General features: G+C 67.1%; 9 protein-coding genes. 5 read left to right on the top strand and 4 right to left on the bottom strand.

The features are described 5' to 3' along the window. Position 1 precedes the first annotated feature (1 nt). Positions 2-751: a sulfite exporter TauE/SafE family protein gene (locus tag A9513_RS25605; RefSeq protein WP_065085955.1), complete on the bottom strand. Its 750-nt coding sequence runs from the start codon at positions 749-751 to the stop codon at positions 2-4. 55 nt (positions 752-806) lie between these two features. Continuing rightward, complete coding sequence (mnmC, locus tag A9513_RS25600) at positions 807-2,774, bottom strand: bifunctional tRNA (5-methylaminomethyl-2-thiouridine)(34)-methyltransferase MnmD/FAD-dependent 5-carboxymethylaminomethyl-2-thiouridine(34) oxidoreductase MnmC (protein ID WP_065085954.1); 1,968 nt, start codon at positions 2,772-2,774, stop codon at positions 807-809. A gap of 109 nt (positions 2,775-2,883) precedes the next feature. Here mnmC and pap point away from each other — a divergent pair, with 109 nt between their 5' ends. Beyond that, positions 2,884-4,389: a polyphosphate:AMP phosphotransferase gene (gene pap, locus A9513_RS25595; protein WP_024766150.1), complete on the top strand. Its 1,506-nt coding sequence runs from the start codon at positions 2,884-2,886 to the stop codon at positions 4,387-4,389. Positions 4,390-4,908: 519 nt separating this feature from the next. On the opposite strand, the gene lapD is transcribed toward pap, so the two are convergent. Together lapD and lapG are read right to left on the bottom strand one after the other, a co-directional pair. Beyond that, entirely contained in the window at positions 4,909-6,864 is a 1,956-nt protein-coding gene (gene lapD / locus A9513_RS25590; RefSeq protein WP_065085953.1) for a cyclic di-GMP receptor LapD, read from the bottom strand. An 11-nt stretch (positions 6,865-6,875) separates the two neighbouring features. Beyond that, a complete protein-coding gene (lapG, locus tag A9513_RS25585; protein ID WP_045210266.1) occupies positions 6,876-7,577 on the bottom strand; it encodes a cysteine protease LapG in 702 nt (233 codons plus the stop codon). A gap of 208 nt (positions 7,578-7,785) precedes the next feature. Between lapG and A9513_RS25580 the strand changes: the two genes are divergently transcribed. The 4 genes from A9513_RS25580 to A9513_RS25565 are packed head-to-tail and all read left to right on the top strand — an operon-like array spanning position 7,786 to position 14,186. Next, positions 7,786-8,931, top strand: coding sequence for an efflux RND transporter periplasmic adaptor subunit (locus A9513_RS25580; protein WP_065085952.1), 1,146 nt, complete (start codon positions 7,786-7,788; stop codon positions 8,929-8,931). Further along, entirely contained in the window at positions 8,928-12,023 is a 3,096-nt protein-coding gene (locus A9513_RS25575) for a multidrug efflux RND transporter permease subunit (RefSeq protein ID WP_065085951.1), read from the top strand. The genes A9513_RS25580 and A9513_RS25575 overlap by 4 nt, the downstream gene beginning before the upstream one ends. A 46-nt stretch (positions 12,024-12,069) precedes the next feature. Beyond that, complete coding sequence (locus tag A9513_RS25570) at positions 12,070-12,762, top strand: heavy metal response regulator transcription factor (protein WP_024766145.1); 693 nt, start codon at positions 12,070-12,072, stop codon at positions 12,760-12,762. Next, positions 12,759-14,186 carry a heavy metal sensor histidine kinase gene (locus tag A9513_RS25565; protein WP_083196222.1) on the top strand — a complete coding sequence of 476 codons (1,428 nt, stop codon included), beginning with the start codon at positions 12,759-12,761 and terminating at the stop codon, positions 14,184-14,186. The genes A9513_RS25570 and A9513_RS25565 overlap by 4 nt, the downstream gene beginning before the upstream one ends. Positions 14,187-14,243: the final 57 nt, after the last annotated feature.

The following is a 14,243-nucleotide window of genomic DNA, read 5'->3' as shown; positions in this document are numbered from 1 at the left end:
GTCAGCTCATCAGTTTCTGTGCCGCCAGGGACAGGCTGACCGCCACCAGCATCAGCGCGAACAGGCGCTGCAACGTCGCGCCGCCCAGGCGCACCGCCAGGCGATTGCCGAACAGCACGCCCAGTGCACCGCCCGCCGCCAGGCACGCCAGCAAGGGCAGCGGTGGCTGTGCGTGGGTCAGATAAAGCAGGAATCCACCGCCGGACACCAGCGCGATCACCGCCATCGACGTCGCGGTTGCCGCCATCATCGACAGCGGCGTGAACCACAGCAGCCCCGGTACGATCAGGAAGCCGCCGCCCACACCCATCAGGCCGGACAGCACTCCCACCGCCAACCCCACCGCAAGCAGCGGACCGTTGCGCGTCGGCAGGTCGGACACGCGCGGCTGGCTGGAGCCCTGCCACATGCGCCAGGCCGACCACAGCACCAGCACGCAGAAGCCGATGATCAGCCAGCCATCGGGCACGAACTTGCCCAGCCACTGGCCGATGGCGTTGCCCGGCCAGCCGGTGATCACCAGCCAGAACAGCGGCTTCCACGCCACCTGGCCCTGCCGCGCGCGCGGCACCGCGCCAATGGCTGCCGACAGCGCAACGGCGCCGAGGCTGACGCCGATGGCATCGTGCAGCGGCAGGTGCAGGCTGAGGAGCAATGGCAGCGCCACCAGCGAACCGCCGGCGCCGGTCAGGCCCAGCAGCAGCCCGAGGATCAGACCGATGGCGGAGGATTCAAGCAGCAGTGCATCCATGTCGGTGGTCCGCTCTGGAAGCTGATCGCGGTCCTGTCGCTGGACCGCGAGATGATCAGGCGTTCTTCTGGCCGCGCACGATGTCGCGCAGGAAGAAACGGTTCGGGTGGCAGGCCTCGGCCACGGCACGGGGCAAGGGTAGCGGTTCGTCGTCGATCCAGGCTGCGAGCAACTCGCCAGCCAGCGGCGCGGTGACCAGCCCGCGGGAGCCGTGGGCGCTGTTCAGGTACAGGCCGTCGAGCCAGGGGCACGGAGTTTCCGGCACCTGGCGCGCATCCTTGCCCAGTACAGCGTAAACGCTGGCGAAGGCTTCGCGGTCGGCCAGCGGGCCCACCAGTGGCAGATAGTCCGGCGTGGTGCAGCGGAAGGCGGCGCGGCCCTGCAGAGTTGCCGGGTCGAGCTGGGCGATGTGCATGCGTTCGCTCAGGTCTGTGGATATCTCCGCCAGCAGGTCGAGGTTGCCCAGGTGTTCTGCCAATGATGGCTCAGTGTCGTCTCGCTTGAATTCGAAACTGGCGCCCAGGGTGTGCTCGCCGTGACGCGGCGGGGCGACGTAGCCCTCGGCGCAAACCACGGTACTCAGCGCGGCGCTGTCGGCGGTGGCCGGCACACGGGTGATCTGCCCGCGAATGCGCTTCATCGGCAGGCTCGATGCGCCTTCGAAGCGGCGCACCTCGGCGGCGGTGGCAAGGATGGCGACGGGCGCGCTGGCAAGTTTCGCGTCGCCGCTCCAGGCGCTCCAGCCATCGGCTTCGCGTTGCAGGCGGACTTCCTCGCCGGCCACCACGCGGATGTTCGGATGCTGCGCCAGGTGCCGGCACAGGGCCGGCGGATGTACCCAGCCACCTTCGGGATAGAACAGCCCGCCGGCGGGCAGGCCGACGCCAGCGAGGCTTTCCGCCTCGGTCTTGTCCAGCAGGCGCAGCAGCGAGCCGGGGAAGGCTTCGGCGAGCTTCGCCTGGCGGCCGGCCTCGGCTTCATCGAAACCCAGTTGCAGCACGCCGCAGTCGGACCATTCCTCGCCTTTCTGCAGACGCTGGATCAGCCGTCGCGAATGGCCAAAGCCGCTGACGATCAGCCGTGACAGGGCGGTGCCGTGGGCGGACAGCTTGAGATAGAGCACGCCCTGGGGATTGCCCGAGGCTTCCTCGGCAAGGCTGGCATGACGCTCGATCAGAGTCACCTGCCAGCCGCGTGCGGCGAGACTCGCGGCGCTGGCGCAACCGGCCATGCCGCCGCCGATCACCAGGGCTTGGCGCGTTCCCTTCGAGCGAACGGGGCGGGCGTACCAGGGCTTGCCGGTGGGCTGTTCGAGGCCGATGAATTCGCCCTGGGACATCTCCCATTTCTTGCCGAAGCCCAGGGTACGACGAATCTTGAAGCCGGCTGCGCCCAGTCCGCGGCGGACGAAACCGGCGCTGGTGAAGGTGGCGAGGGTCGTGCCCGGCGCCGAAAGACGGGCCAGCTGCGCATAGAGCGCGTCGTTCCACATCTGCGGGTTCTTCGCCGGGGAGAAACCGTCGAGGAACCAGGCATCGACGCGTGCGTCCAGTTCCGGCAGCGTGTCCAGTACGTCGCCCACCAGCAGGGTCAGCACCACGCGGCCGCCCGCGAAGACGAAGCGCTGGAAGCCGGGATTGATCGCCACGTACTGTTCCAGCACCTGCCCCGACAGGTGCGCCAGCTCCGGCCAGAGGGCGAAGGCGCGGCGCAGGTCTTCAGGTGCTACCGGGTACTTCTCGGTGGTGACGAAGTGTAGCCGTGCATCGCCGGGTGCCAGCGTCTCGAACAATTGCCAGGCGCAGAGGAAGTTCAGCCCGGTGCCGAAGCCGGTCTCGCCAATGCACAGGCGCCCGCCTGCTGGCAGCGCCGCGAAGCGCTCGGGCAGACGGTTGCCGTCGATGAACACGTGGCGCGTCTCGGCAATGCCCGAGTCGCGGGAAAAATACACGTCGCCATAGACGCGGGAAGTGGGCTGGCCGTTCTCGTCCCAGTCGATCTGGGCGCTGCTGATGTCTGGCATGAAGGAAGGCAGGGCAGTGAAACGAAGGCGGCAGTTTAGCTGATCCGTTCCGAGGACAGGCTGCGTCACTTCCGCTACCTTTTACTCACTTCGAGACAAGGAGAGGTGCATGTTCGAATCCGCCGAGATCGGTCATTCCATCGACAAGGAAACCTACGAGAAGGAGGTCGCGGTGCTGCGCGAAGCCCTGCTCGAGGCGCAGTACGAGCTCAAGCAGCAGGCGCGCTTCCCGGTGATCATTCTGATCAACGGCATCGAGGGCGCCGGCAAGGGCGAAACGGTGAAGCTGCTCAACGAGTGGATGGATCCGCGCCTGATCCGGGTGGAAAGCTTCCTCCAGCCCACCGACGAGGAACTCTCGCGGCCGCCGCAATGGCGTTTCTGGCGCCGTCTGCCGCCCAAGGGCACGACCGGCATCTTCTTCGGCAACTGGTACAGCCAGATGCTCTACGCGCGGGTCACCGGCGAGATCAAGGACAGCCAGCTCGATGGCCTGATCAACGATGCCGAGCGTTTCGAGCGGATGTATTCCGACGAGGGCGCGTTGATCTTCAAGTTCTGGTTCCACCTCTCCAAGAAGCAGCTCAAGGAGCGGCTCAAGACACTGGAGAACGACCCGACGCGTAGTTGGCAGCTCTCCGAGATCGACTGGAAGCAGAGCGAGGTCTATGACAAGTTCGTGCGTTACGGCGAGCGCGTGCTGCGCCGCACCAGCCGCGACTACGCGCCCTGGTACGTGGTGGAGGGTTCCGATGAGCGCTACCGCAGCCTGACGGTGGGCCGCACCATCCTCGAGAGCCTGCAGGCCGCACTCAAGCGAAAGGACCGCCCGACCCCGCAGCCCCATGCGGCGCCACTGGTCTCCAGCCTGGACAACAAGGGGCTGCTGGATGCGCTTGACCTGAGCCTGTCGCTGGACAAGGACCAGTACAAGGAGCACCTGGCCAAGCAGCAGGCGCGCCTGGCCACGCTGATGCGCGACAAGCGTTTCCGCAGCCATTCGCTGATCGCCGTGTTCGAAGGCAACGACGCCGCCGGCAAGGGCGGCGCCATCCGCCGCGTGACTGATGCGCTGGACCCACGCCAGTACCGCATCGTGCCGATCGCCGCGCCCACCGAGGAGGAGCGTGCGCAGCCCTATCTGTGGCGTTTCTGGCGGCACATTCCGGGGCGGCGGCAGTTCACCATCTTCGACCGCTCCTGGTATGGCCGGGTCCTGGTGGAGCGGGTCGAGGGCTTCGCCTCCGACGCTGACTGGTTGCGCGCCTATGCGGAGATCAACGACTTCGAGGAGCAACTGACGAACTACGGCATCGTGCTGGTGAAGTTCTGGCTCTCCATCGACCAGCAGACCCAGTTGGAGCGCTTCAAGGAGCGCGAGTCGATTCCCTTCAAGCGCTTCAAGATCACCGAGGAGGACTGGCGCAACCGCGACAAGTGGGACCAGTACGTGGATGCGGTGGGGGATATGGTCGATCGTACCAGCACCGAGATTGCGCCCTGGACGCTGATCGAGGCCAACGACAAGCGTTATGCGCGGGTGAAGGTGCTCAAGACGATCAATGATGCGCTGGAGGCGGCTTACGGAAGCGCGAAGAAGGGCAAGAAGGACTGACGTTTGGTGTAGGAGCGAGCTTGCTCGCGAATGCGGCCTTCAAGGCCTGCTCCGGCGTTTGCCCTTGTGTAGGCGCGGGCTTTGTCCGCGATGTGTCTGCCTAGCTTTGAGGTTTCCAGCGCCGCTTCAGCGTGCGCTGCGACTTCTCGTTTCGCCCCCTCGGGCGACCCACTTTGGCAAACGACGGATGGCCGCCCCATCCAAAGTGGGCAAAGGTCTTGCCCCGGACATCCGGTTTTTCGCTTGGGCGAAAAATTCCCTCGTCGAATCGAAGTTTCAGGGGCACGCCACGACGGGCCATCCCTGGCCCATCGTGGCTCTCGCGACATCCATGTCGCTCAACCCCTGAAACTCCGCTTCAACGAGGCCTCCTGAACGGGGCGGTTCGGAGTGCTCGGCTGTTTTTCTGGAAGTCTTTGAAGTGTCAGAGCCTGAGACAGGGATTGCGAGCTCTTCGTAGGAGCGAGCTTGCTCGCGAACTGACTCCGCAGCGGGCTCTGTTCGCGAGCAAGCTCGTTCCTACAAGGTGTTCTTCTGCGACGGCTTCGGCGCGCCAATGAGTCGCCCCATCGCCCCGGCAATCCCCATCTCCCGCAGCACCTGCAGCTCGCCCTCGGTCTCGACCATCTCCGCGATCAGCGGCAGGTCGATGCTGTTGGAAGCTCGGTACATGGCCTCGATGAACAGGCGCTTGTCGTTGTCCTGGTCGATGGCACGGATGTAGCTGCCGTCGATCTTCAGATACGCGAGACCCAGGCGGGTGAGGTTGCCGATCAGGCTGAAGCGCCCGCCGAAGTGCTGCAGGCCGAGCTTGGCGCCGACTTCCTGGACCGACTGGGCGAGCTTCTCCAGCTCGGCCGGCGGCGGCAGGTAGCGTTCGTCCACTTCCAGCGTCATCAGCTGCGCTTCCTGCGGGTGGGCACGCAGGATTTCGAAGAGCTGGCGCAGGGGCTCGGCGCTGCGCACGGTTTCCGCCGAGAGCGACAGGGCCAACGGTGCCGGTTGCTGGGCGAGGTGGGCGAGGGCGTGTTCGAGCATCGCCAGGTCGAAACGCGCCGACCAGCCGAAGCGCTCGATCCAGGGCAGGAATTGCCCGGCGGCCACGGCCTCGCCCTTGGGATCGAGCAGCCGCGCGAGGACTTTCTGGTGCAGCAACTCGCCATTCTCGACGCAGGCGCGCACGGGCTGGAACCACAGCTGCAGCTTGCCCTTCTGCAGGGCGTCGTCGAGCCAGTCGCGCCAGGCACGGGAGTCCTGGGCGGGCTGGCTGCCGGAGCTGTCCAGGCGTTGCCAGGTGCGGTCCGGAGTGGCCTGTGCCTGGGCCAGTGCCTGGTCGGCGCGCGACAGCACGCCAGCGGAGGGCTCGCCCGGTCGGAAGGCCGCCAGGCCCAGATGCGCCACCGGCGTGCAATCGCTGGCGCCCGTGCCGCGCAGGTTTTCCAGGGCGGCACTGAGTTCGTCCGCCAGATGCTCTGCACTGGCGCTGTCCAGGCCGGGCGCCAGCAGGGTGAATTCGCCGCCGCGACTGCGCGCGGCCAGCCAGTCCGGCGTGCCGTGCTGCTCGCGCTCACGTTCCAGCAACTCGGCGACGTCGCGGATCAGCGCGTCGGTGCGCTGTCCGCCGAGGCGCTGGTTGAGCCCGGCCAGGTCGTTCAGGCGCAGCAGCAGCAGGTAGCCGGCGGCGTTCTGCTCGCTGGGCGAGAGCTGCGCATCCAGCCGCGCGTCGAACAGGCGACGGTTGGCCAGGCCGGAAAGGCTGTCCTGGTAGGCCTCCTCGCGCAGTTTCTCGCTGCGGCTGGCTTCTTCGGCGAACAGGGCCTTGAGCTTGTCGACCATCTGGTTCATCGCCTGTACCACGCGCCGCAGCTCCGGGGTGCGCGGTTCCCTGGGCAGGGTGAGGAATTCGCGGCGGGTGATGGCGTGGGCTTGCTGCACCATCTGGTCCAGAGGCTTCAATTGGGTGCGCAGCAGCCAGCCGCCAAGGATGGCGCTGACCAGCCCGCAGGCCAGCAGCCAGGCGAGGCTGCCCAGCGCACCGTCCCACAGCTTGGCCAGGGCGAACTGCGGATGGCTGACCACCTCGACCCGCGCGGCCTGTTCCCAGCCGCGCATGATCAGCGCGTCGCCGCCCTGGGCCTTGAGGTTGACCAGCTTGGCGAACCAAGCCGGCACCTGTTGGTTCTGCGTGTCGCTGTCGCGCTCGACGATGACCTTGCCCTCGGGAATGCTCACCACGCGGATGGTGGCGAAGTAGCCGGAGTCGAAGATCGAGCTGACCATCAGCTCGATCATCGCCGGGTCGTCCACGTGCGGGGTGAGCGACAGGCCCAGCGCGGTGGCCGCATCCTGGGCATGGGAGCGCAACTGGCCGATCAGTTGCTCGCGGGAGCTTTCCAGGCTGGCGGCGAAGCTGCCGGCGAAGGCCACCACGAGGAACAGGCAGATCGCCAGGAACAGTTGCTTGAGCAATGACATGCCGGGTTCTCCTATCGCGTCTCGTCGAGGTCCAGGCCCTCGGCGCGCATCTTGGTCAACAGGTCCTGCCAGCGCGACAGCTTCTTGCTGTCGCCGGTGCGCTTGCCGCCGCCGGGGCCGGGCAGCCACAGCCCCTCGGCGTTGAAGGCGTAAACGGGCAGGAGGTCCTTGCGCTGGGAGGCGGGCTTGATCTGCGGGATCAGGTTGTCCAGCACCAGCGGTTCGGCAGTGGGGGAGGCGTAGTAGGTGAGCACCATGTGCGCCTGGTTCTGCTGCAGCGCCTTGACGTAGGTGATGCGCAGCTTGTCGCTGGCGACCCCGAGGCGGCGCAGGGTGACGAACTTGGCGATGGAGTAGTCCTCGCAGTCGCCGGCGCCCTTGTAGAGCGATTCCACCGGGGTGGCCCAGTAGTCCTCCTGGTGCCAGACGGTGCGGTCGTCGGTGAACACCAGCGCGCCATTGAAGAAGGCGTTGACGGCCTTGAGCTTGGCCATCTCGTCGAGATTCTCGCTGTCGGCGATCAGGCGGCCCCAGGATTCGATGCGGGTCTTGGCGGTGCCGAGGTTGCCGTAGCGCTGCTCGGCGTTCTTCAGGATGGTGTCGAAGTTCCAGGCGGCGCCGGCGCTCAGCGCGAGGAGCGCGAGCAGCAGCACGCCGGCCCGCAGACGCAGCGGGCTGGCGAACAGCCAGAGGGCTCCTCGGGGTGGCTGCATCGCCAGCGCTCCATGTGGGATGTGTGGAGTCTAGGCGCTCTTCGAGAACTTGCGCCGGCCTATCGCCATTAGGCGCAAAGCCCCGTTGTACGGGGCTTGAAGACGAAACTGACAGGATTGTCATTTAAGGGTCAGCGTCCGGTCCGGGCTGCTGGCTTATAACCCCAGGATGCGGCCGCTGTGGCCGATCCAGACGCAGGAGAGCGGGATGCAGGGGCAACGGCGGGTTTGGCTGGCGGCAGGGTTGCTGGGGGTGACGGCGCTGGGAGCAGGCATCTGGGGCTTTGCCGGCCGGCACGAGGCGCCGCAGGCCGCAGCCCAGCCAGCCGGCATACCGGTAACCCTGGCGCGAGTGGCCCGCGAGGACCTGGCGCAGAACCTCGACGGCGTCGGCACCGTTACCTCGCTGGCCAGCGTGCTGGTCCGCCCGCAAGTGGAAGGCCAGCTCACCGCGTTGCTCGTCGAAGAGGGGCAGATGGTCAAGCAGGGCGAGCTGCTGGCGACCATCGACGACCGCGCGATCAAGGCTGCGCTGGAGCAGGCCGAGGCGACCAAGCAGAGCAACCAGGCGCAGCTGCGCATCGTCGAGCAGGACCTGGCCCGCTACCAGACGCTGATCCAGCGCGGCTCGATTTCCCGGCAGACGGTGGAGCAGAGCGAGGCCGAAGCCGCTCGCCTGCGTGCCACCCTGCGCGGCAACGACGCCACCATCGACGCCGAGCGCGTGCGCCTGTCCTACACCCGGATTACCTCTCCGGTTGCCGGCCGCGTCGGCATTCGCAACGTGGATGTCGGCAACCTGCTGCGCACCAACGACAGCAGCGGCCTGTTCACCGTCACGCAGATGTCGCCGATCTCGGTGGTCTTCGCCCTGCCGCAGGAAAGCCTGCCCAAGTTGCAACCGCTGATGAGCAGCGATTCCCCGGTCGTGGCGCGCAGCCGCGACGGCGGCCAGTTGCTCGGCGAGGGCCACCTGCGCAGCATCGACAACCAGGTGGCCGCCAGCACCGGCACCATCCGTGTCCGTGCGGTTTTCGACAACAAGGACGGCCAGCTCTGGCCGGGGCAGTTCGTTGCCATCGACCTGCAGTCCGGCGTGCTGCACAACGGCCTGGTGCTGGACAGCCGCGCCGTGCGCCGTGGCCTGGACGGTGCCTTCGTATTCCGCATCGAGGACGGCAAGGCGCAGAAGGTGCCGGTGCGCATCGTCGCGGAAGTGGACGGGCGCACCATAGTCGAGGGCCTGGCGGTGGACGATGAAGTGGTGCTCGATGGCCATTCCCGCCTGACACCCGGTGCACGCGTGGAGGTGCAGGGCGACGTGCAGGCCCTGGCCCGCCGGAGCGAGCCATGAGCGTGCGCGCCGGCATGTCCGGCTGGTGCGTGCGCCACCCCATCGCCACCTGCCTGCTGACCATCGCCTCGCTGCTGCTCGGGCTGCTGGCGTTCTTCCGGCTTGGCGTCGCGCCGTTGCCGCAGGTGGATTTCCCGACCATCCAGGTCCAGGCCCTGCTGCCCGGCGGCAGTCCGGAGACCATGGCGTCGTCGGTAGCGACCCCGCTGGAAGTGCAGTTCAGCGCCATTCCCGGCATCACCCAGATGCTTTCCACCAGCGCCCTGGGCTCGACCACCCTGACCCTGCAGTTCGACCTGGACAAGAACATCGACGTCGCCGCCCAGGAGGTCACCGCCGCGATCAACGCCGCCGCCGGCCGGCTGCCGGCAGACATGCCGAACCTGCCGACCTGGCGCAAGATCAATCCGGCGGACAGCCCGATCATGATCGTGCGGGTGAACTCCGAGCTGATGCCGCTGATAGAGCTGAGCGACCTGGCCGAAGTGCTGCTGTCGCGCCAGCTCAGCCAGATTGCCGGGGTGGGGCAGATCTTCGTGGTCGGCCAGCAGCGCCCGGCGATCCGCATCCAGGCTCAGCCGGAGAAGCTCGCGGCGTACCGCCTGACCCTGGCTGACCTGCGCCAGTCGCTGCAGTCGGCGAGCATCAACCTGGCCAAGGGCGCGCTGTTCGGCGACGGCCGCGTGTCCACCCTGGCGGCCAACGACCAGTTGTTCAGCCCCGACGAATACGGCGATCTCGTCGTCGCTTACCGAGCGGGCGCGCCGGTGTTCCTGCGCGACCTGGCGAAGGTGGTGAAGGCGCCGGAAGACGACTACGTGCAGGCCTGGCCGGATGGCCGGCCGGGCGTTGCGCTGGTGATCCTGCGCCAGCCCGGCGCGAACATCGTCGAGACCTCCGATGCCATCCAGGCCGAGTTGCCACGCCTGCGCGAGATGCTGCCGGCGGGCGTCGAGGTGGAAGTGCTCAACGACCGCACCCGCACCATTCGTGCCTCGCTGCACGAAGTCGAACTGACCCTGCTGCTGACCATGGGGCTGGTGGTGCTGGTGATGGGGCTGTTCCTGCGCCAGCTGTCGGCGACCCTCATCGTCGCGACTGTCCTGGGGGTGTCGCTCAGCGCGAGTTTCGCGGCGATGTATCTGCTGGGCTTCACGTTGAACAACCTGACGCTGGTGGCGTTGATCATCGCGGTGGGCTTCATCGTCGACGATGCCATCGTCGTGGTGGAAAACATCCACCGCCACCTGGAGCAGGGCAAGGACCGGGTCGAGGCGGCGCTGGCCGGCGCCTCGGAGATCAGCTTCACCGTGGTCTCGATCAGCTTCTCGCTGATCGCCGCATTTATCCCGCTACTGTTCATGGGCGGCATCGTCGGTCGGCTGTTCCGTGAGTTCGCAGTGAGCGTCACGGCCGCCATCCTGATTTCCGTGCTGGCCTCGCTGACCGTGGCGCCGATGCTCGCCTCGCGCTTCATGGGCGCGCCGAAGCATGGGCACGATCACGGCGGGATATCGGAGTGGCTGCTGGCGCGCTACGCGAAGGGGCTGGACTGGTCGCTCAAGCACCAGCGCACCGTGCTCGCCGGCTTCGTGGTCTGCGTGGCCATTGCGGTGGCCGGTTATGTCGGGATTCCCAAGGGCTTCTTCCCTTCCCAGGATACCGCCTTCATCTTCGGTACCACCCAGGCCGCCGAGGATATCTCCTATGCCGACATGGCCGAGAAGCACAAGCAACTGGCGGATATCATCGCCGCCGACCCTGCCGTGCAGAGCTACAACCACGCCATCGGCATCACCGGCGGCAGCCAGAGCCTGTCGAACGGGCGCTTCTGGATCGTGCTCAAGGACCGCGGCGACCGCGACGTATCGGTGGACGAGTTCATCAACCGCATCCGGCCCAAGCTGGCCAAGGTGCCGGGTATCGTTCTCTACCTGCGCTCGGCCCAGGACATCAACCTTGCCACCGGCCCGGTGCGCACCCAGTACCAGTACGCCCTGCGCAGTAACGACAGCGCGGCACTGGCACTCTGGGCGGATCGGCTGACCCAGCGGCTGAAGGAGGAGGGCGGCCTGCAGGACGTGTCCAACGACCTGCAGATGGGCGCCAGCGTGACCTCGCTGCAGATCGACCGAGTGGCGGCGGCGCGTTTCGGACTGTCCGCCGAGGATGTCAGCCAGACGCTCTACGATGCCTTCGGCCAGCGCCAGGTGGGTGAGTTCCAGACCGAGGTCAACCAGTACAAGGTCATTCTCGAACTGGATTCCCGGCAGCGTGGTCGCGCTGACAGCCTGGCGTGGTTCCACCTGCGCTCGCCGCTGACTGGCGAGATGGTCCCGCTGGCGGCGCTGGCGCGGGTCGTGCCGGACAAGTCCGGGCCACTGCAGATCAACCACAACGGCATGTTCCCGGCGGTGACCCTGTCCTTCAACCTGTCGCCGGGCGTGGCCCTGGGCGATGCCGTGAGTCTCGTCCAGCGCGTGCAGCAGGAGATCGGCATGCCGTCCAGCATCAGCGGCGAGTTCCAGGGCGCGGCGGCGGCCTTCCAGAGCTCGCTGGCGAGCCAGCCGCTGCTGATCCTCGCGGCGTTGTTCGCGGTCTACGTGATCCTCGGCGTGCTCTACGAGAGCTTCGTGCACCCGCTGACGATTCTTTCCACCCTGCCTTCGGCAGGCATCGGCGCGGTGTTCCTGCTCTGGGGTTGGGGCCTGGAGTTCTCGGTGATGGCGCTGATCGGCCTGGTGCTGCTAATCGGCATCGTCAAGAAGAACGGCATCCTGATGGTCGACTTCGCCCTGGCTGCGCAACGCCAGCGCGGGCTGTCGCCTTACGATGCGATCCGCGAGGCGTGCCTGGCGCGCTTCCGGCCGATCATGATGACCACGCTGGCCGCGCTGCTCGGCGCGATCCCGCTGATGATCGGCTTCGGCACCGGCTCGGAACTGCGCCAGCCGCTGGGCGTGGCGGTGGTGGGCGGGCTGATCTTCAGCCAGGCGCTGACCCTGTTCAGCACCCCGGTGGTGTACCTGGCGCTGGACCGTGTCTTCCACCGCCCGCAGCCTGCGCAGGTAATTGCCGGAGGTGCGGCATGAAGCGCGGCTGGGTAGCATGGCTGGACGCGGCGAACGGAGGGCCGGCATGCGCGTACTGATTGTTGAAGACGAGAGCAAGACCGCCGATTACCTGCAGCGCGGCCTGAGCGAGCAGGGCTTCACCGTGGACGTCGCGGCCAACGGCATCGACGGCCGGCACCTGGCGCTCAACGGCGAATACGACGTCATCGTGCTCGACGTGATGCTCCCCGGTATCGACGGCTACGGCGTACTGCGCGCGTTGCGCGAACAGCGGCAGACGCCGGTGATCATGCTCACCGCCCGCGAGCGTGTGGAAGACCGCGTGCGCGGCCTGCGCGAGGGCGCCGACGACTACCTGATCAAGCCGTTCTCCTTCCTCGAACTGGTGGCGCGCCTGCAAGCGCTGACCCGCCGTGGCGCGCACCTGGAAAGCGCCACGCAGATGCGCATCGCCGACCTGGCCATCGATCTGGTCAGCCGCCGCGTGCAGCGCGGCGGCACGCGCCTGGAACTGACCGCCAAGGAATACTCGCTGCTGTGCGTGCTGGCCCAGCGCAGCGGCGAAATCCTCTCCAAGACGGCCATCGCCGAGCTGGTCTGGGACATCAATTTCGACACCGATACCAATGTCGTCGAGGTCGCCATCAAGCGCCTGCGCGCCAAGCTCGACGGGCCGTTCGACACCAAGCTACTGCACACCATCCGCGGCATGGGCTATGTGCTGGAGAGCCGCACCGTGCAGGAGCGCGAAGCGTGAAAGGCCTGTCGCTGTCGACGCGCCTGGCCGGCATGTTCGCCGTCGCCGCACTGGGCATCTTCCTGCTCATCGGTTCGGCCATCTATTGCGTGCTCGATGCGCAGATCGAGCGCCTGCAACGCTCGGAGCTGGACACCCGTTTCAACATGGTCGCGCGCATGCTCGACAAGCCCGACCTCGCCGAGCGCTGGCCGCACATGCAGCTCAAGCTCAACACCCTGAGCCAGGAGTACCAGTTGATCCGCTTCTGGATCGACAGCGACGACGCGCGCTTCCGCTACGGCAAACCCAACGAGACGGTCAACCGGATGCTCGGCACCGGGAACGGCTATGCCGAGCTTGAGCTGCCCGAACACGACGCACCGCTCTCCGCCCGTGTCGGCCGCCTGCCGGCCAGCGATGGACGACCGGCGCTGGTGCTGCTGGCGGCGATCGACAGCGTGGCATTCAAGCACGCCCGCGAGGCGACGCTGGTGACGCTGTTCGTGCTCTCCGCGCTGGGGATCGCGCTGGCGACCTTGTGCGGCCACTGGATTGCCCGCGTCGGTTTGCGGCCGCTGCACGAACTGTCTGCCGAAGCGAGGCAGATCAGCCCCCGCCAGCTGTCACAGCGGTTGCGCCTGGCCGGTTTGCCGGCGGAGCTGTCGGCGCTGGCCGGTGCCTTCAACGAAGCACTGGACCGGCTGGAGCAGGCTTATCTGCGTCTGGAGTCGTTCAACGCCGACGTCGCCCACGAACTGCGCACGCCGTTGGCCAACCTGATCGGCCAGAGCCAGGTCGCGTTGTCCCGCGAGCGCAGCGCACAGGATTACGAGGAGGTGCTGCAGTCCAACCTGGAGGAGCTGGAGCGCCTGCGTGCCATCGTCAACGACATGCTGTTCCTCGCCCGTGTCGACCAGGGCGGGCTGGCTGCCGAAAGGGTGGAAACCTCACTGGCGGCCGAGGTGGCGACGACGCTGGACTTCCTCGAGGTGATCTTCGACGAACAGGGCGTGCAGGTGAATCTGCGCGGCGATGCGCGGGCCTGCGTCGAGCGCGCGCTTTTCCAGCGCGCGGTGACCAACCTGCTCTACAACGCCGCCCAGCACACCGCACCGGGCGGGCGCATCGACGTACGCCTGAGCGTCGAGCGCGGCGCCGCGCTGGTGGAAGTCAGCAACCCTGGCGAGCCGATCACCGCCGAGCAACGCGCGCGGCTGTTCGAGCGCTTCTATCGCGCCGACATGGCTCGCGCCAACAGCCAGAGCAACCATGGGCTGGGGTTGTCCATCGTCAAGGCGGTGGCGAGCATGCACGGCGGCTCGGTGTTCGTGCGCAGCGAGGGCGGGGTGAATACCTTCGGCTTTACGGTGGATGGGGTGGGGCCAGTCGGGCCGGCGCAGGATGATCAGCAGGATGTGACGGGCGAAGTGGTGCCAGTCTGAAGGCTTCAGTGCTCGGGCAATAGCCCTCTCCCTTCCGGGAGAGGGCTGGGGAGAGGG

It is taken from the genome of Pseudomonas sp. AU12215, from assembly GCF_001675465.2.
GTDB lineage: Bacteria > Pseudomonadota > Gammaproteobacteria > Pseudomonadales > Pseudomonadaceae > Pseudomonas > Pseudomonas nitroreducens.
Note: the sequence above shows the minus strand (reverse complement) of the source record. Positions and strands in the feature narration are given on the sequence as shown.